Annotated in this window: 14 protein-coding genes and 1 pseudogene; 12 read left to right on the top strand and 3 right to left on the bottom strand. The window is 37.4% G+C overall.

Translation table 11 applies throughout. From position 1 onward, the window contains the following. Positions 1-39: 39 nt before the first annotated feature. Positions 40-1,350, bottom strand: coding sequence for a hypothetical protein (locus tag ALLST_RS0107050; RefSeq protein WP_019893434.1), 1,311 nt, complete (start codon positions 1,348-1,350; stop codon positions 40-42). Between the two features lie 219 nt (positions 1,351-1,569). On the opposite strand from ALLST_RS0107050, the gene ALLST_RS0107045 reads away from it, so the two are divergent. The 10 genes and pseudogenes from ALLST_RS0107045 (at position 1,570) to ALLST_RS0106995 (ending at position 15,579) form a co-directional block, all read left to right on the top strand. After that, a complete protein-coding gene (locus tag ALLST_RS0107045) occupies positions 1,570-2,523 on the top strand; it encodes a glycerophosphodiester phosphodiesterase (protein WP_083922026.1) in 954 nt (317 codons plus the stop codon). Between the two features lie 546 nt (positions 2,524-3,069). After that, entirely contained in the window at positions 3,070-4,326 is a 1,257-nt protein-coding gene (locus ALLST_RS0107040) for a cell division protein FtsA (protein ID WP_019893432.1), read from the top strand. 165 nt (positions 4,327-4,491) lie between these two features. Next, positions 4,492-5,625, top strand: a complete 1,134-nt coding sequence (gene ftsZ / locus ALLST_RS0107035) for a cell division protein FtsZ (RefSeq protein WP_083922025.1) — start codon at positions 4,492-4,494, stop codon at positions 5,623-5,625. Positions 5,626-5,971: 346 nt separating this feature from the next. After that, positions 5,972-8,338: an LCP family glycopolymer transferase gene (locus tag ALLST_RS11120; RefSeq protein WP_019893430.1), complete on the top strand. Its 2,367-nt coding sequence runs from the start codon at positions 5,972-5,974 to the stop codon at positions 8,336-8,338. A 153-nt stretch (positions 8,339-8,491) separates the two neighbouring features. After that, complete coding sequence (locus ALLST_RS0107025; RefSeq protein ID WP_211215119.1) at positions 8,492-8,671, top strand: winged helix-turn-helix transcriptional regulator; 180 nt, start codon at positions 8,492-8,494, stop codon at positions 8,669-8,671. A gap of 57 nt (positions 8,672-8,728) precedes the next feature. Then, positions 8,729-8,899, top strand: a pseudogene (locus ALLST_RS11720) (hypothetical protein); the annotation flags it as partial. Positions 8,900-9,172: 273 nt separating this feature from the next. After that, a complete protein-coding gene (locus ALLST_RS11115) occupies positions 9,173-11,545 on the top strand; it encodes a hypothetical protein (RefSeq protein ID WP_019893427.1) in 2,373 nt (790 codons plus the stop codon). A gap of 357 nt (positions 11,546-11,902) precedes the next feature. Then, on the top strand, positions 11,903-12,952 hold the full coding sequence (locus ALLST_RS0107010) for a C39 family peptidase (RefSeq protein ID WP_019893426.1): 1,050 nt from the start codon (positions 11,903-11,905) through the stop codon (positions 12,950-12,952). Positions 12,953-13,348: 396 nt separating this feature from the next. Continuing rightward, on the top strand, positions 13,349-14,530 hold the full coding sequence (locus tag ALLST_RS0107000) for a glycosyltransferase family protein (protein ID WP_019893424.1): 1,182 nt from the start codon (positions 13,349-13,351) through the stop codon (positions 14,528-14,530). A 44-nt stretch (positions 14,531-14,574) separates the two neighbouring features. Next, complete coding sequence (locus ALLST_RS0106995; RefSeq protein ID WP_019893423.1) at positions 14,575-15,579, top strand: glycosyltransferase; 1,005 nt, start codon at positions 14,575-14,577, stop codon at positions 15,577-15,579. Positions 15,580-15,855: 276 nt separating this feature from the next. Here ALLST_RS0106995 and ALLST_RS0106990 read toward each other — a convergent pair whose 3' ends face one another. Together ALLST_RS0106990 and ALLST_RS0106985 are read right to left on the bottom strand one after the other, a co-directional pair. Continuing rightward, complete coding sequence (locus ALLST_RS0106990; protein WP_019893422.1) at positions 15,856-16,146, bottom strand: type II toxin-antitoxin system YafQ family toxin; 291 nt, start codon at positions 16,144-16,146, stop codon at positions 15,856-15,858. Beyond that, positions 16,143-16,421, bottom strand: coding sequence for a type II toxin-antitoxin system RelB/DinJ family antitoxin (locus ALLST_RS0106985; protein WP_019893421.1), 279 nt, complete (start codon positions 16,419-16,421; stop codon positions 16,143-16,145). Before ALLST_RS0106985 ends, ALLST_RS0106990 begins: the two co-directional genes overlap by 4 nt. Positions 16,422-16,803: 382 nt before the next feature. On the opposite strand from ALLST_RS0106985, the gene ALLST_RS10415 reads away from it, so the two are divergent. Together ALLST_RS10415 and ALLST_RS10410 are read left to right on the top strand one after the other, a co-directional pair. Further along, the gene (locus tag ALLST_RS10415; protein ID WP_019893420.1) at positions 16,804-17,874 is read left to right on the top strand and encodes a hypothetical protein; all 1,071 of its coding nucleotides are present in this window, start codon (positions 16,804-16,806) and stop codon (positions 17,872-17,874) included. A 73-nt stretch (positions 17,875-17,947) separates the two neighbouring features. Then, positions 17,948-18,721 (top strand): glycosyltransferase family 2 protein, encoded by a 774-nt coding sequence (locus tag ALLST_RS10410; protein WP_019893419.1) that lies wholly within the window; start codon positions 17,948-17,950, stop codon positions 18,719-18,721. The last annotated feature ends 4 nt before the right edge of the window (positions 18,722-18,725 follow it).

The raw sequence follows: 18,725 nt of genomic DNA, 5'->3' as shown, positions 1-18,725 counted from the left end.
TTGATTCAAGATAGTCCGGTTTTTCTGGAATGAGTGAAATTACCATAAAGCGTAAGCTTTAATTAAAGTTTGTTCAGTTTGTTCGGGATTGAGAACAACTGGTGAACTTGCAGAAAGTGGATCATAAGCAAGCCAGTTACCTGCTTCATCTAAACCATAAACGGCATAGAAATAAGGCGCTTCAATTGTTCCGGTTATTAAAATGACCGGATAACCATAAGCAATTTGATCAGTAATGAGCGTTGAATAGTTCAATAACGGATTGAGGTTTACGCCAAACTGTCCAGAAGCAGCTAAAACGATGTTGTTGTCAGCAGAAACAACGGGATTTAATGCATATCCCGCCTCATTTGCCCATTGCGCAACACGATAGGGTGTGAGTGTTGGGTCGTCTAAACAAAATGAGAAGACATCAGCAATGACAGTTGGGGCGGCGCCATTAGCGGCAAAGCAACCAATGCCATAATCGATATATCCCCAAGCAGGATCAAATGTTTTCAGATCCGGCATTTGTTGGGTTACATCACCAAGTGTAACTTGGTTTGGATCAATAGCGGCCGATTGGCCATAGCTCATCACAAAATCAATCATATCTTCATGTTCGGCCACATTGATGACATTCATTGGAATGGAGTCTGGTTTTGTGAATAAGTTTTTAAATGCTTCAATGCCATTTTGACTAGAAACGCTCGTTAAGTGATCCGCTTGTGCTTTGGCATCAATATTGCCTTCTAATGCTAAAGAAAGGGTGTTGAGTTGGCTTTGATCATAAGCTTGTAATGCCGCAAATTTGAGATTTTCAAATGCTTGATCGCTCCAACCTTCTGGTTTGGTTAACGAATGAATCGTATTGGCATAGTCGTTATATTGAGTTTTTTCTTCTTCATAGAGTGTTGCTAGAGTATTACCTGTAGCATCTTTGCCTAAATACCAAGACACCCCTAAAGAACTACCAATTAAAGCAACGGATAAAAGCAAAGCAGGAACAAGAAATGGACGTTTATGTGTTTTAGTTCCGGCTTGGTTCATACTTGACTCAAGCTTAGAGGCAATTGTAGCTTGCTCGATCGTTTCGTCTAGATCCTTTTGTTTTGTGGAATTTTGATCTTGTTGCAAAACACTTGGATCGATTTGCACGATATCTTTTGATTCTTGTTTGGATGGCACAGAATGAGCAAGGGGTTCATAATCTTGGTCGTGGCGTTTGATCCGCTCTTGACGGCGACGCGTTCTCGATAAAGATTTTTCTTTCCAATCGGGCGCAAAAAGATCATTTGGATCCATAGCGTCGTTTTCGTTAGCGATTGGATTGTTTTGATTCATATTGAGATCTTTGTTCTTGTTTTTCATAACGCTATTTTATCATGTGTTTTTTTAAAATAAGGAGATTGCAGCTAATCTGCACTTTGAAACGAATAATTTCGCCTGATTCTGGAATGAAATAAACGAAAGTATGAGTGAATTGGCATTTTGTTGATGATGAAGAAAAAGAACAAAGGTGCCGAGATCCGCGATATTTTTACACTTTTTATTTGAACAATTGCTGATATCTACTAAACTATATAAGTTATGAAAAACGAAATGAACGATTCTGATTTCTGTACAGAAACCAATCAACCCAAACAAAAAGCGCCAAAGCGTAGATTAAAGCGCAAAATTAGGCGAGCGATTAGTGGCTCGCTTGCTTTAGTGTGCGCATTTATGGGAACACACATTGTCAATGGTCAGATCGATCCGCTTGTGTTAAGTCTTGGTGTGTATACCAATCAGGAAATGGTTGAACAAGCCAATGAGCGTTTATTAAATCGTTCTTCAAAACAGTTAACGCGCATTCCCGTGTTTGCTCATCGGGGGTTTGCCCAAAATGCCCTTGATAACTCGTACGCTGCATTTGACATCGCTTTACAATCGGGATGTCCGCAAATTGAACTCGATGTTCGCTCAAGTGCCGATGGCGTTTATTATGTCAGTCATGATGACAACATTAAATCGATCACCGGTTTAGATTGGTGGATTTCGCAAAAGACGAGTGCCGAATTAGATGGTGTATTGATGAGCAATGGGGAAAAGCTACACCGTTTGAGTGAAGTGGTCGAACGCTATCGGGATCAAATGATTTATTTAGTCGAAATCAAAGATGAATCAGGAGATGCTTGGCCATTTTTAGATGTCGTGAAAGGACATCCGCAACTGGCCCAAAATATCCAAGTGCAATCGTTTGATCGCAAAGTTCTAGAAGCGATTCATCACGAATTGCCCAATATGTTTGTACAATGGCTGATCAATGACCATCATAAAGTCGAAGAAGCGCTTAATTGTGATTGGCTCGATTCGATCGCATTAGATCACATTTTGATTAGCGAAGATCGGGTCAGAACAATTCATGAGCATCAAAAAGAAGTGTGGTTATGGACCGTTGATGATTTAGAGATGATTCATACCTATCTTTCTTGGGGTGTTGATGGTGTGATCACGAATTTAGAAAGTGCTGTGAGCTTGTATAAAGAAATGGCACTTGAATAAAGCAAGCAACTCGATCGAATCCAAAATTTCAGACGATCAGAAACCTTGAATTGGAGTATGAATAATGGACAATTCAAGTGTTATTGACTTACGGAAAAATAAGTGAAAGTATCGCAAGTTGATGGGTTGATTTTGAATCTGATTGAAAGAAACAAATGAAAGTACAGAAAAAAGATTTATCTAGTATATTAAATCCGGATATAGGACAATCAGTCCGGTAATCTTGCGTATTGAACACGCATGTTGTGGGTGAATGTCTAGAAATTAGAAAGACCATATAATGGCGTGTGTGAAAATGATCAAAATGAATCCGCTTTATTTTTTAAAGCGTGTTCATTTGTAGTATTTTTTTCAGGATCAAGGTCAATCACTTGTAAGATTAATGTTTGATTGAGTATTCGAAAAGTCGTTTACAATAGATCTATTCAGCATGATTGCTGAAAGTTAAACCAATAAAGCGGAAATGCAAGACGAGTTTTGTGAAATCCACAAAATATTTGGCGTAGGTTTCCGTTATAATGATAAGAGGAGTAAAGGGGAGATTTGATGGCTAAGAAAAGTGTCTATGCAGCATTAGAACTTGCAGATCGGGAAGTTCGATTAGTTGTATCGGAAATCTTTAATGGTCGAAGCAATGTTCTCCGGGTTGAACGTGTTAGTCACGATGGAATTCGCAATTCAAAAATTCGCGATGAAAATGCAGTAGTCAAAGCAATAGATACAGCAGTTTCACAAGCACAGATGGCTTTGGGCTATCAAATTGAACGTGTAATTCTCGCTATTCCTAGTGTGAATGTTCGTCCGGTAAACCATAAAGTTCATATTGAAATTGAAGACGGTACACATACCATTCGCCGTTTCCACGTTCAACAAGGACTGAAAAGCGCAATGAGCGCAACAAACTTTGAAAACGTAGAATTCGTGAACGTCAATCAAATTAATTATTATATTGATGGCGTAAAACAAGATAAAATTCCACTCGGTGTCGATAGCGAAGCATTCGACATGGAAGTTGATTTCCTTTGTGCCGATCGCAAAATGATTTACAGTTACGTTGCGGCGGTAGAAAAAGCCGGTTTACAGATTTTAGATATCGTATTAGATGCTTATGGAATGGCAAAAGAAACAGGAACATTATCACAATCCATGGATAAACCTGTGATCTTATTAGATTTGGAAGCAGATCATACGACACTTGCCTTTGTGAACCAAAACAAAATTGGATTTACGACAATTTTGGATCGAGGATATCGCTCCTTTATTCAAGGTTTACGTGAAAAATATGGATTATCCGAAACGACTTGTTGGCGTTTATTGGAAAATCTATTTGATTCAAGAGAAATCGATGCCAAAGATGTTGTCATCTATATTGAACAACAAGAAGAAAGACGAGTTGAAATTTCGCAAAAAGAACTTGCGGAAGCAATTTTACCAAACCTTCGTTCTTGGATCGCCGATATTAATGCCGGATGTGCCAATATTTTGGACTCTGTGCAAGCTCGTTATGTCCTCACCGGTCAAGGGGCAGATATTCCAGTATTAAAACAATATCTCCATACGTTTAATGCACCAGCTTCGATCTATAGTGTCACAACAATTGGGGCAAGAAGCGGGGCAAATGTGACGAATCTTGGTTTAATTTATGCATTGATGGACAGCAACAAAATGCAGAACAAAGACATCACGTCAGTGAACAACAACGAACTTGAAGAAAGTATCGAGTCGATTACACGTTATGCCAAAGACCAAGAAGGTGGCTTTACTCGTAAATTAAAAAAAGCGGTCTTATCCACAAAAGAATAAGTAGTTCAGATAAGGTGTCGATCTAGCAATTGGAGCAATGGATAGATCAGGCACGGGTCAACTTTGTTTTCAATTTAAATGTAAATTTGAATTTGAATAAAATGAATAGTCAGGATCCTATTCAACTAGAAAAGAAAAGAATGAAAGTCGATTTTTAACCAACAAATGCAGGAGGAAGAGTTCAATATGCCAGAAATGAATCGAAATGCAGATATCCGCGTTATTGGCGTGGGTGGAGGAGGAAGCAATGCGGTTAACCGTATGATCTCCGACAATGTTCAAGGAATTAGCTGCTATGTAGCAAACACAGACGTTCAAGTTTTAAAAAGCTCACCAGCAGAAAATAAATTAATCTTAGGAAACGATGCAACTAAAGGCTTAGGTGCTGGGGGAAATCCAGAAGTAGGTCGCAAAGCTGCAGAAGAAAGTGAACAAGAAATCCGTGAAGCAGTAAAAGGTGCTGACATGGTATTCGTTACTGCCGGTATGGGTGGCGGAACGGGAACAGGTGCTGCACCACTCGTTGCAAAACTTGCCAAAGAAGAAGGCGCATTAACAATTGCTGTTGTGACTCGCCCATTCACATTTGAAGGAAAACGTCGTTCCAAAAATGCAGAAGAAGGCATTGAAGAACTGAAAAAATATGTTGATTCCTTAATTATCGTATCTAACGATAACTTACTCGAAGTAATTGGTCGTAAACCAATCGAAGAAGCATTCCAAGCTGCTGACAACGTATTACGCCAAGGTGTACAGACAATCTCTGATCTGATTTCTGTAGAAGCATTAGTGAACCTTGACTTCGCTGACGTTCGTTCCGTTATGCAAAACCAAGGCCGTGCTTTAATCGGTATCGGTATGGCTGATGGCGAAGACAAAGCGATCACAGCTGCTGAAAAAGCAATCCAATCTCCATTACTCGAAAGTGACATCGCTGGTGCTAAATCCGCAATCATCAACATTACTGGTGGCGATAAAGTTTCCTTATACGATGCACAAAATGCGGTTGCAGTTATCCAAGATGCTGCTGGTGGAGATGTTGACTGCATCTTCGGTATCGCAATCAACGAACAACTTGGCGATGCAATTATCGTTACAGTAATCGCAACTGGATTTGAAGAATCCGCAAAAGCGAAAAAACAAGCAAAAAAAGTGACTAACGATACACGTACATCCAACCCTGGTCTATTCACTCAACCAAAAGTAAGTGCACCAAGACCTAGCGGTGTATCTACATCTGTTTCTGAATCTGATACAGATGATTCAATTCCTAACTTCTTCTTCCAAAACCGTAACTAATTTGGTTAGGTAAAAAAGAAGATAGATCGATATCATGAGCATTCATGTTCTCGATCTAAAGAAAAGTAATTCAATACAATACCAAGACCTGCAAAGTGTTCAATCGCCAAAAGCAGGTCTTTTTTATCGTATTTAAGGGAACATTTTGTAAAAAAATGGGAGAAACGTTTTGACGGTTGAAAATCAAGATTAAAAATTCAATGATAAAATGGATGTGCCGTGTAAATTGATAGAGAATAATATAATGATGACGAAAAGGAAAGAAAACGTGATCATTGGTGTAATTGATTTTTAACGCCTTTATCTCTATTATGAAAAAAGCATTTTTTTAAGGGAGGACATTACCATGGCGAATGGAAATAATTCGAGACAAAATCGTGACCCATATATAAACGAAAGACCATCTCAACGAAATTCCTTTGATTCATATTTTTCAGATGATCATTTCGTGGACGATTTTTTTGAAGACAAGAAACCAAAATCGCAACCGAAACAAGATCCGAATTGGTATATGTCCTCCGAGCTGTCGGATTCTAGATCGGAAGCATTAAGATCTAGATCAAATCCAACAAGTCAAAATTATGACAACCGCTCTTCGGCAAATCCCCCTCTTTCTAGACAAGCAAGAAGAACGGCACAAAATAATGCGCAAAATACAGCTCAAAAAAGACCAAGTTCTCAACCAGTAGTTCGGGTAGTCTCCAGACCAAATGGCCAAGCGCAAGGTCAATATCGACAACCGATTCAACAAGGACAATCTCGTCCAAGTGGCCAACCACAAAGAAGAACGCGCCCAAATCCAAATGGGCAACCCGCAAATGGAAACTACAATCAAGGACCAAACCGTCCCAATGGCCCGAGTCGTCCAAATCCTAATATTCCAAATCGTGATGGACTTCAATCTGTTCGTTTAAAAAAATCAATCCATCGTCCAGGATGGGTTGCGCGCATTCTTTCAATTTTAGCAATCGTTGCGATCGTTTGGTTGATTTATCAGTTAGTGAGAATCAATATTTTGCCAATGCATTTATTGATGATTGTTTGTGGGCTAGTCGTGATTTTAGGTGGCGTATTAGTCGGATGTTGGTTGTTTAAAACAAGACGTCCTTTTGCACGTTATGCGATGGGCTTTTTAACTTGCGTATTTGGCTTAGTTTGTGCATTTGGTGGCTTCATGTTAAAAGACACCGACAAAATGTTTGAACAAGTCACAAACTTAACAAATAAACAAGTTAATTCTGTCACCGTCTATGCGATGAAAGAATCCAATATCGAAAAACCAAATCAATTAACTGCCGATAAAAAACTCGGCGTTACACCAAGTGTCGATCAAATCGGAACGACAGGCATGCTTGACCAACTTCATGATGATGGAGCAAACTTCCAAGAAGTCGTTTATGACGATGTCTACAGTTTAGTCGATGCGCTATATGCCCACGAAGTCGATGCGATCGCATTTCCAGAAATTCAACATGCGGCATTATATGAAATTGCCAACGACGACAATAAATACAATGCGCTAACGACATTCACAAATGTGGTTGATTCTTACTTGTATTACACCGATCGTGATCCAGCATCGATCAACCGCTCTGATCCTGTCCGCAATATTATGTCGGATCCATTTGTTGTATTGGTGAGTGGAAATGACAGCTATGGCTCAATCTCACAAGAATCTCGATCAGACGTGAACATGCTTGTTGTCGTCAATCCGAAGACGGCGCAAGTCTTAATGGTCTCCATTCCTCGTGATAGTTACATGCCCGTTAGCTGTAATAAAAATGCGACAGCATGTTCAGGGGTTGCCGGATACAACGATAAACTTACCCATACTGGTTTGTATGGCATTGGAACAACAGAAAGTACAATCGAAGACTATTTTGGAATCGATATTAACTACTATGTTCGTGTCAATTTCTCATCGCTCATTAATATCGTCGATGCGATTGGAGGAATTGATATTTATGTCGAACCAGGACTAGAAGTCGAAACGTTCTATGCGAATGGAACAGAAGGGGTACAAGCCGGCTGGAACCATTTAGAAGGCGAAAGAGCTTTAGCTTTTGCGCGTGAACGTCATGCTTATCTTGATGGAGATTTACAACGTACGAAAAACCAACAAATCGTATTACGTGCGATGTTAAAACAATTGTTGTCACCATCCATGGTGATCAACTACCCAGACGTGATGCAAGCTCTGTCTACGGCATTTGATACCAATATGTCCGAAAACGAAATCAAATCACTTCTGACTTTAGAATTATCGAAATTCCCAAATTGGAATTTCCAATCTTATGCGATTTTAGGTGAACCTTCTACTCAGTTCTCCGCATCCGCCATGCAAGATCTTTCTGTCATGATGTTATATGACGAATATGTTGCAGAAGCCAAAGGATTAATCCAACAAGTTTTAGGTGGAGGCACGGTGAATTTGGAAGATCCAAATGCGAATGTCACTCCACAAGTTGATCCAACCACACCTTCAGTGGATCAACCACAACAAGATCCAGCAAGCCAACAAGAACCAGTTTATGGTGAAGATTACATCGATCCAAGTCTGTTAGAACAAGGCTATCAAGATCCAGATGCTGTGGATCCAAATGTGCAAGATCCAGGATATGTCGATCCAAATACAGTCGTACCAGATGACAATTCCTATCTTGATCCCGGATTTGATGAACCAGTAGATGGCGATCAAGAAGTCTATTACTAGTCTGTACATAAACCTTCATTTTTAAAATTAATCACATCAGGCGAGAATCTATTTTGACTCAACTTTCTAGATCAAGAAAGTTGATGTCCAAGAGATTCTCGCCTTTTTTATTATTGGAATTAGCATGGGGTGATTGATAGAGTGACTGATAAGGTGATTGATAAGGAACAAGCTCTGTTGGATTTATTAACTGAAAATCCCAGTTATACATTCTTGCAACTCGCAGAACGATTAGGTGTTAGTCGAAAAACAGAGGCAACTCGTTTAAAAAAGATGAAAGAATTAGGATCGATAGAACGCGTTGGATCTGATCGTAAAGGATATTGGAAATGATCACAATAGGAAACGATCCGGAGCAAATTGGTGTACAACTAAAAAACACAAAGTGTACCAGTCTTCCGAGTTTATAATCCGAATGATGGAAATCACCATTACACAATGAATAAACAAGAAAAAGACGTTTTAGTTTCCTATGGTTGGCAAGATGAAGGATTAGCCTTCCGCACTGCACCTATGGATAAAAATCGTTTTAATGTCGAAAAAAGTAGAGAAAATGAATGAAATTGAGATTGATTTTTAAAATATTAACAAATAATAACTGGCGAATATGCTTTTTACGATTTTTAGTGGATTAAATCCAACGTGGATAAGATGATATAGAACGCAAAATGAGATTTTCAATTCCTATATAAAACACAAATAAGATTAAAATAACATCCGATATATATATATATATATATATCACTAAAAAGGTGATACTATTTTTGCACAGATCTAATGTTTTTAAGAGATTGAAGCATTAGATAAGTAAAACACAAAGAGAGGTAATTGAAAATGAAGAAAAGAGTTTTACCTTTGCTGATGGCTGCAAGTATGATGACTTCAACAGTATCTCCTATTTTTGCGCAAGAGGAATCATTTGTTGATATTGACGAACAAACATTCGTACAAGAAGCAGACAGTGGTACAACAAATTATCAGGGGAATGGAACTGAAACGAGTCCATATAAAGTTTCGATTGGAAGTATTACTGAATTTGATGCATTTGTTAATGATTGCAATAGCAAGAACGCTGGTACTTATTATGATGTAACATTAACTGCTGATTTGGATTTATCAAAATCAAGTAAAAAACCAGTTATTTGGAATGGGTTTATCAAGTATTTTTCTGGAAAATTTGATGGTGGGAACCATACTATTTCTAATATTCCAGCCGATATGATGCTTTTTTATCAGATTCATAATGCAAAAATTGGCAATTTAACATTGCAATTAAATGGTAAACCAGCATTTTTGGTTGCGCGCACATTTAGTATCAAAGATAAAAACACTTCAAACGTGACATGGGGAAGCAATGTGCTTCATGATATTAAAGTTGATTCTAATGAAGTAATTCAATTGGTAAACAATGACCGCCGCAATTATTCACCATTCATTGGTAATACTGGACCATATTTTACAATGAAAAATTGTTATAACTATGCTGATATTAATGGTCCAACCTATGCAGGTGTTTTTGTTGGTGGATATCCTCTACCTATTAAACAAGAAGAGGAACTTCCATCAGATAATATGACAACTTTTGAGAACTGTATAAACTATGGCAATATTACTCTTTTAAATGCAGGCTTGCTGTTTGGAAATGATAACCAAATTGACGCTTATAATGGAGGACGTAATTTCACCATTAAAAATGTAAAGAATAAAGGGAATATATATGGTCTTGAATCTGCCCAATTCTTTAGTGCAGGAAACAGTGGTAAATATGCTAATCAAGACTCTTTTTATTCAAAAATAGAAAATAAAATTTTCAATCCGACAACCGATGAGGATAAGAAATTATTTGGGGGAAATGAAAAAGGAAGTATCCAAAAAGGAAATGAACTATTACCTACTTTGGCTGTCTCTATTGTTTATGGAGAAGATGGACTAAAGCATTTTAGAGTGGACAATCCAAATCCAAATTATTCATATGATATTTCTGTTTCTTACCCTGTTAATATGTTCAGAAAAGATTCTAATGGAAACCTGACATCAACTGGTACGGATCGCGTAACATTGACAGAGCGAGTTGATGCATCAACAAACTTCACAACAAAAGATATTTTTGATGTTGAGCTTAGAGATATGTCATACGAAAACAAACCTAGTGCTCTTGACGGAGAAAATAATCCTGTAAATCCTGAAGAAGTTCAAGGAATTGAAGTGAAGGATAAAAATAATAACCTTTACTACGTAACAGATCAGACTAGCCCAGCACACGGATATTGGATTGATTCCGATAGTCCAACTAAATCAGGTACTTATTTCTATCTCAATAATAGTCAAAAACCTAATACCACTAAGACAATGTGGCAAGCAAGTGTTGCTGCATATGATGCCAATGGCATTGTTAAAGCGGTATCTAAGTATTCTAGACCAAAAGAAGATACTCAGGGTAAACCGGGAGAACAACCTACAACTCCACCTGTCATTATCGGTTCCAAAGATGACTCTGGATATATCGATAACACACCTATTATTCCTTTAAATAATGGGAATTTTGAAATTGTAGGTGTGAATTTAAATGGCCTCACTCTTGATTCTGTAGGTGTTGAAGGTAGTGCAGTTTCAGTAGTAATAGAAAATGGAAAAGTCATTGTTACGCCTAAAGAAAAAGGAACAGCAAAAATTAAAGTTAAATATAAAACAGCGGATGGAAAAGTAGTTGAAAAAGATGTAACAGTTACTGTTACAGATCCTGTTGAACCAAGCAATCCAGGAAATGGTTCTGGTGGAGCAACTGTTAAACTAAACCCAGTTTATCGTGCTTATAATCCAAACAATGGTGAACACCTTTATACAGTAGATGAAAAAGAATATAAACATGTAGCAAGTGTTGGATGGGATGCTGAAGGCGTTGCGTTCATGGCTGAAGAAGAAAAGAATGGTCAAGCATTATATCGTGTCTACAATCCAAATAGCGGATTACATCATTACACATTAGATGAAAAAGAGAAAAACACGCTTGTTTCATTAGGTTGGCATGATGAAAAGGTTGCATGGTACACCTCTAAAAAACCACAGAGCGCTCCAGTCTATCGTATTTATAATCCAAATGATGGAAACCATCATTACACAATGAATAAACAAGAAAAAGATGTATTAGTTTCCTATGGTTGGCAAGATGAAGGAATTGCATTCCGCACAGCACCTATTGAAAAATAAAAAGTTCTTTTAAATAATTTTTAACAAAAAGAGAGATCATGGATAAAGAAGATGATCTCTCTCTTTTTTTGATTGAGCGAAAAGCGGAAAGGTTTACTATAGTGATTTGATTGTTTTAACGATCCTTCAACGATCAATTTCGTAAGAAATTTTAAAATTGATCTTCAATCGATTATCATGGATAAGAAGTTTTGAATTGAAGTGACGGATTTAGATCAGACTAGATTCAAATATGCAGGATCGTTATTCAAAATGATCGATCTGCGAAAAGAATGAAAAAGAAGTTGAATGAAACAAGTTGAAGATGAACAAATAGTTTTGTTTAAAACTATATAGAATTCAAGAAAGGAAGATCTAATGGCGAATCAACCTCAACAATCTAGACCTCCACAAAGACCTTTGACGCAAAAAGAAATACGAGCGAGAGAAAAACGCAGACAAAAAATTCGTAGAAGACGTTTGATGATTGTCATTCTTGCGGGTGTTTTATTTGTCCTTGCAGTTTTAGGTGGAGGATACGCATTAGTCAATCGTTTTATTTTAGAACCAAAACGAGAAGAAGAACGTTTAAGACAAGAAAGTATTTCAATTAGTGAAAGTATTCAGGCTGAATTGGAGCTTGAAGATCACTATAACTATTTAAAATCAATGATGCCTTATGGAAATGTTACGAGTGAAACACTGACTCCTTTAAAAGAAATGGCATTGCAAGCTTATACCGAAGCGGAAAATGGCAAGATTACGCATGCGGATAATAATCAATTGGCGAATCAAGCTGAATATTTCTTGATGAATCTCGATGAATATGATGATGATATTCTAGCGTTCTATTTAAATAACACGGAACGTTTTGAGTTCGTGAAATCTTATCCTTATCGCGTTTCTCATCAAACGCCACCAGAACAATTATCTCAATCTCTTGATACAGTTCCAGAAGTTTATCAATGGTCCTTGGATTGGGGTTATCTTCCATATGGAACATCCACAATGTACTATGCGGGATGCGCGCCGACTTGTCTGTCTATGGCATTTTCTTATTTAAATCAAGATCCAACGATTACACCTTACGTGATCAAAAAGTTTTCTGAAGATAATGGCTATTATGTAGATGGCGTCGGAACAAGTCATGCTTTATTAGACGATGTTGGAGCTCAATATGGCATTAATGGTGCTCGTGTTGAAGTCAATAAAGAAACAATTTCCCAATGCATTGCAGAGGGAAATGTCGTGCTTTTAAATATGGTCCCGGGAACATTTACATCAGTTGGACACTTTATTGTCGCTTATGCCGATCAGGATGGAAAACTTGTCATCCGTGATCCAAACAATATTGCGAGAACCAATACGTTATGGGACTATGATGCTGTTCTTGCCGAATGTGCCTATGCTTGGGCGTATTGGAAATAGAAAAGCTCATTTCACGTTTGAAAATCTGAAGTATAAACCCATCCTCATATTTAGCAGGATGGGTTTTATTTTGACAAAATCGCTGAACCAACAATTAGAAAAGAGAATGTATAAAAGAGAAGAAGCGATGAATAAAAAGAAGAAAAAACAAGTAAGAGCAGCATGAAAACGGTTTGTTCAATCGATCATCACCAATGATTTCTTTAAAATGGGCGGTTCAGTTTGGCGATTAGGCGTACAAACATGGCAAAACAAACAATTGCGCTTTATAATAATGTAGCTATGAACAAACTAACTCTTTCAAAAAAACTCAAATACTTTTGTTGGATTTTATTTTTCATCTTTATCAGCTTGTTTGTTGGCTGCCTATTTTATTTACAACTGCGAGGTTAGTCTATGCAAGCAATGAGTAATTTGAATCAAAATATCCATACAGTCATCATTTGTATATCGGATACTTATTTAGCCAGAGGTCATATCCTTGCCGATTTCTATGCCCAACATGGAGAATCGACATTAATTTTGACCCCTGATTTTTCGCATAGCCATAAAAAGATCATTGAACAAAAAGAAGACGGTGTCATGTATTTGCACCATCGCCGCTATTCGAAAAATCTATCTTGGCAACGTATTTATGGACATATTGAATTTGCGAAATTAGCGCGCCAAGTGGTGGAACAAATCCAACCACAACGAATTCATTGCCTCGTGCCAGCCAATAGTTTAGCAAAGCAGATGGATCGCTATAAAAAAGATCATCCGCAAGTAGAACTGATTTTTGATATCAACGATCTTTGGCCAGAATCTCTTCCAATCCCAGGATTCGAATACACGCCTTTTTCTTGGTATTGGAAAAACTTGAGAAATCACCATTTATCAAGAGCAAATCATGTTTTTGTAGAATGCCAACTTTTCCATGATGTTTTGCAAAAACAAATCGGTTTGGATTCAAACGTTTTATATTGGTCAAGAAAAGGGAATGATGAACAAGTTGATGTATCACTACAGCCAGAATTAAGAACGCAAGAAAAGCCGACTTTATCCCTTTGTTATTTGGGATCTGCCAATAACATCATCGATTTGGCTTACATGAAAGAGTTTTTAGAACAACTCTCCCAAAAGATCAAAATTGATTTTCATGTCATTGCCAATGGGGCGAAGAAACAAGAAATGATGGATACTTTAAAACCATTTGTTCATGTCATTGACCATGGACTAGTCTATGATGCTAAACAAAAACAAGACATTTTTAGACAATGCCATTTTGGATTGAACATGATGAAATCGAGTGTCTGCATTGGGTTATCGATGAAATCCATCGATTATCTAGAAGCTGGATTACCCATTCTTAATACATTACAAGGCGATTTACATACTTGGATTGAACAACAAAATTGTGGAATCAATTTAGATCGTCATCAGATTGAAGCGGATATTACTAAAGTGCTTCATCTCGTTCAAGATGTTAAAACCCAAGAACGCATGCGCATGAACGCTAGAACATTATTTGAAGAAAAACTGTCTTTACAAGCATTCTATTCTCGTTTAGAAACGATTTATTCCAGCCGGCAAAAATAGCCGGCTGTTTCCTTAAAGATGAACAGAAGAAGAGAGGAGTAGTTATGAATACGATGACGATTGGTTGTGCATTGACAACCTATAATTCCAATGCCTATTTAGAACAACAACTCGAAACTTTAGTGAATCAACTTCGTCCTTTTGATGAAGTGATTATTGTCGATGATGCGTCCACAAATGATACAGTTCAACGATTAAATCGATTTATTGCCGACCATCAATTAGAAAATTGGAAAATATTTCAGCATGAACAAAACCAAGGTTTTATTCAAACGTTCCAAGACGCTCTTTTCCATTCGAGTAGTGATTTGATCTTCCTTTGCGATCATGATGATCTTTGGTATCCCCAAAAAACAAAAGTGATGACAGAACAATTTGTGGAAGATTCAAAACTTCAAGTTCTCGCTTGTTCGTTTGATTTAGTGGATAAAGAAGGAGAACAGGTCCAGGATGAATTGATGAACAATCGCGCCAATCATAACTTGATTCATCGTTCGGTTAATCCTGGCCAACTCAATGAAATGTTTGTGCAAGATATTTTGCGTTATAACTTTGCGCCGGGCTGTACGATCGCTTTAAAAAAAGAGATCGCCCAAGAATATCTCGATTTAATCCACCAACAAGCAAAAATGGCGAATCAAGAAGATAACGATATACTGTCTTTACCGCATGATTGGGCAATTTCTATTCTTGGTGCCGTGAATGGCGGCTTATATTATTTGGATCAACCTCTTATGGGTTATCGCCAACATGAACACAATACGCTTGGCATGACAAGAAGACATGATTATGCCGATCGTTTAAAAGCGGCAAAACTAGAAGCAAAACAAAAACAAGCGTTAGCCTATATCATGGACCAAAAAGGCTCCGATCAACAAAAAGCGCAAACCCAACAAGTGAAAGATCTGTATGTCAAACGAGCAAACGCAATTGAAAATAAAAATTTATTTTCACTAACTTGGATGCTGCTGACGACATGGCCACAAGGCATGTTTTTGACCTTTGGCTTAGATTTGAAAACGACTTTGTTTTCTTTTGTTGGGCGTTAAACAATTTGAAAGACATCTTGTTGATTCATGGCACTTTTTTAAAGGATGAAGGAATTAAAATCTAGAACAAACGAAGAAGATATGCCGATTTCAAATTCAATGAACTTAGATAATCTATAATCTATCCGAATTTGTGAATCTATAGATTCTGTAGATCGATTGAACAAAAAAATGGGTTATAAATGGTGAGCCATTTATAACCCAATTAGGACAATGCTATAGATTTTACTGTGTCTTTTAAGGATGTATCATTTATATCATGCAGAAACGGACAATTTATTTGCCAAATAAGTCACTGTGTGAGCCAGTGCGGGTGAGTGTCAAAACGAGAACATCATCTTCTAACCGATAGATAAGTAACCAGTCGGATAGGATATGACATTCTCGATAACCTGCCCAATCGCCACAGAGGTCATGGTCATGGTTTTGATATGGCAGAGGCTTTCCTGCTGCGAGCAACGCTACAATTTGTTCTAGTAACTCGATCTTTAAACCGCGTTTTATGGCTCTTTTGTAGTCTTTTTTAAAACTATTCGTGAACTTTACGGTATATTTAGTGTTTTTCATCTCTTCAGTTCGGCAAACAACTCATCAAGATCATTATAACCTTTTACAGATGGATCTTTTGCAATCCTTTCTGCTTCTAGCATAGCGGAGACAGTTTCTTTGTTTGGTTGTCCTAGCTTTATTTCAAAGGGGATACCGCCTTCACGAAGAGATTGGCGTACAAAGATGTTAAATGCCGTAGTCAGGTTCATACCAAGTTCACCAAATAATACGTCTGCTTGCGCCTTCAAATCTGCATCCATGCGAATACTGATGTTTGTAGTATTTCCAGCCATATGATCAACTCCTCTCTGTTGATGATTATATTGTATGCCGGTTGCACGAAGAATGAAATGCTATGCACGAATATTTAATTTGAAATAGTTGGTTATTTCCCACTATATATCAGAAATCACTTTACCGATCCCAATTCAACTGGATTTTCACCATCTCTTTATATAGAGAGAATTGATATTGCAAAGAGCAAGTCTTCCAATTCTCAAAAAGAGATGCTTGTCCGTATTGAATGAATAAATAGAAGTGGAATGTTTCATAATATAATGTAAGAAGTGCTTGAATTAAAAAAGAATAGAATGATCATAACAGCAATAAAATGCTGGTCAAAAAACATTGCCATGTCTTTCGATGACAGTGATAAAGAAAGGAGTAGATGAACATATGGTGATTATTCTTGTTTTTGTTGCTTTGTTTTTGATCGTAAATTTGCCGATCTATACGAGAAAGTATCTGACACAATCGATCGCCAATTATTGCGCTCGTAAACAAGGTCAAGGCGTACAAATCAACTGTCTATCGAGAATTGAATGGTTGCGACTTTATCCGTTAAAAAAAGTCTGTCTTGTCCTACTATGGGGCATTTGTTTATGGATTGCGGTTGGTGGAACGATTTTGACGATTCGAGATTCGCGAAGAACATATGTGTTGCTCACAGCAATCTTTTGGATTATCACCCTAACGAGTCTCTATCCATTATGGAAATATATCTGTTTGCCTTATCATTGCGCTGTTGTATTGAACAAGACTCAATCGAAACAAGAACTTAAAGCAGCGTTACAAGGGGAATATTTTGAGAAGGTCAATTTTGAGCATAAAAGTCTAAGTCGTGATTTCTATGTTTTGATGAGCAAAAATTGGGTTGTGATCGATGGATATATGATACCTAGACACGGAATTGAAAAAATATATTATTTACACGAACCGCCTTTTGTTCGCCATGAACAAATCCAGTTTGTCTTTTCAAATGGGGAAACATTCTTTTTGCATAGTGATGGATCACCAGACAACGAATTACGCCAAAAAGAAATCGCAAATTTACTACACCAAATCTGTCCACTAGTGATTGAAAAAGAAAAAGATGATCCACAGGCATCTATGCGAAAAGATCAAGCACTGTTGTATCATCGAATGAACTACAAAGGCAAATTTAGAAGAACGTTATGGTTTGTTCCTGCTGTTATAGCTTTAAACATTTTGATGCCGATTTGTTTTGGGAAAATATGGATTCTCTATGACCTTTTCATGATTGGCGTTTTAGTCTGGCAACTTTTTTATACGTATAAAATGAAGGGTATAGAAGAAAAAATGCAAACGGGAGAGTATAAGATTTGTCCGTATTGTAAAAGGCTGGTTTTAAAACAGGAAACGTTTTGTTCACATTGTCATCATGATGTGCATGAAGGACCAACTAGTTTGGATCAACAAGAACAACAAGATGAAAATAAACAATAAAAAAATCAGGTTCGAAGGATAGATCGAACTGGGATCACGATCTAAAAACGAAAAGTCAAAGAGGAAAATTTGTATGTCCAATTCAAAACAAAATCCACCTATATCTGCTTCGATTGTCTTGGCGGCTTATCAAGGGGAACAATACATTCAAGAACAAATCGATTCAATTGTCGCGCAGATGGGCAAGCAAGATGAATTGATTATTTCAATAGATCCTTCAGCGGACCAAACGTTATCGATTTGCCAAGCAATACAACAAGAACATCCAAGTTTAGACATCAAGATTTTAGAAGGACCGAAACAAGGGCTTATTAAAAACTTTGAGAATGGATTAAAGCAGGCGAGTAAAGAGATCATCTTTCTTTGCGACCAAGATGATCAATGGCTGGACAACAAACTTGAAGTGATCAAAGAACGTTTTCAAAACGATCCAAACTTAATGGCTGTCGTTCATGATGCATTGATTTGCGATGCGAATTTGAATTCTATTGAGCCCTCTTTCTTTGCCTTTCATCACTCGCAAGAAGGCTATGTAAAGAATATCGTGCGCAATTCCTTTATCGGATGTTGTATGGCTCTTAAAAAAGAAGTGGTTGATCTTGCTTTGCCTTTTGTGCAACCTTTACCGATGCATGATCAATATTTAGGATTGATTGCGTATAAGCTTGGCAAGGTGGAGTTTGTCCAACAACAGCTCGTGCGCTATCGAAGACATGGAAATAATGCTTCTTCTTTGCAGCATGCATCACTTGGCCAACAAATTAAATGGCGCATGCAAATGATTCGGGCAATGCATCAAATAGATCAAAGAATTAAAACAAGATCGGCAAGACAAAATAACGTGTAGTTAT

The organism is Allobaculum stercoricanis DSM 13633 (assembly GCF_000384195.1).
Taxonomy (GTDB): Bacteria; Bacillota_I; Bacilli_A; order Erysipelotrichales; family Erysipelotrichaceae; genus Allobaculum; species Allobaculum stercoricanis.
The sequence above is the reverse complement of the archived record's forward strand: the minus strand, read 5'-3'. Positions and strand labels throughout refer to the sequence as shown.

What these genes read in the sequence shown, in the direction of transcription:
- ALLST_RS0107050 (WP_019893434.1), bottom strand. Translation starts at nt 1,350, where the DNA reads ATGAAAAACAAGAACAAAGATCTCAATATGAATCAAAACAATCCAATC.
- ALLST_RS0107045 (WP_083922026.1), top strand. Translation starts at nt 1,570, where the DNA reads ATGAAAAACGAAATGAACGATTCTGATTTCTGTACAGAAACCAATCAA.
- ALLST_RS0107040 (WP_019893432.1), top strand. Translation starts at nt 3,070, where the DNA reads ATGGCTAAGAAAAGTGTCTATGCAGCATTAGAACTTGCAGATCGGGAA.
- ftsZ (WP_083922025.1), top strand. Translation starts at nt 4,492, where the DNA reads ATGCAGGAGGAAGAGTTCAATATGCCAGAAATGAATCGAAATGCAGAT.
- ALLST_RS11120 (WP_019893430.1), top strand. Translation starts at nt 5,972, where the DNA reads ATGGCGAATGGAAATAATTCGAGACAAAATCGTGACCCATATATAAAC.
- ALLST_RS11115 (WP_019893427.1), top strand. Translation starts at nt 9,173, where the DNA reads ATGAAGAAAAGAGTTTTACCTTTGCTGATGGCTGCAAGTATGATGACT.
- ALLST_RS0107010 (WP_019893426.1), top strand. Translation starts at nt 11,903, where the DNA reads ATGGCGAATCAACCTCAACAATCTAGACCTCCACAAAGACCTTTGACG.
- ALLST_RS0107000 (WP_019893424.1), top strand. Translation starts at nt 13,349, where the DNA reads ATGCAAGCAATGAGTAATTTGAATCAAAATATCCATACAGTCATCATT.
- ALLST_RS0106995 (WP_019893423.1), top strand. Translation starts at nt 14,575, where the DNA reads ATGAATACGATGACGATTGGTTGTGCATTGACAACCTATAATTCCAAT.
- ALLST_RS0106990 (WP_019893422.1), bottom strand. Translation starts at nt 16,146, where the DNA reads ATGAAAAACACTAAATATACCGTAAAGTTCACGAATAGTTTTAAAAAA.
- ALLST_RS0106985 (WP_019893421.1), bottom strand. Translation starts at nt 16,421, where the DNA reads ATGGCTGGAAATACTACAAACATCAGTATTCGCATGGATGCAGATTTG.
- ALLST_RS10415 (WP_019893420.1), top strand. Translation starts at nt 16,804, where the DNA reads ATGGTGATTATTCTTGTTTTTGTTGCTTTGTTTTTGATCGTAAATTTG.
- ALLST_RS10410 (WP_019893419.1), top strand. Translation starts at nt 17,948, where the DNA reads ATGTCCAATTCAAAACAAAATCCACCTATATCTGCTTCGATTGTCTTG.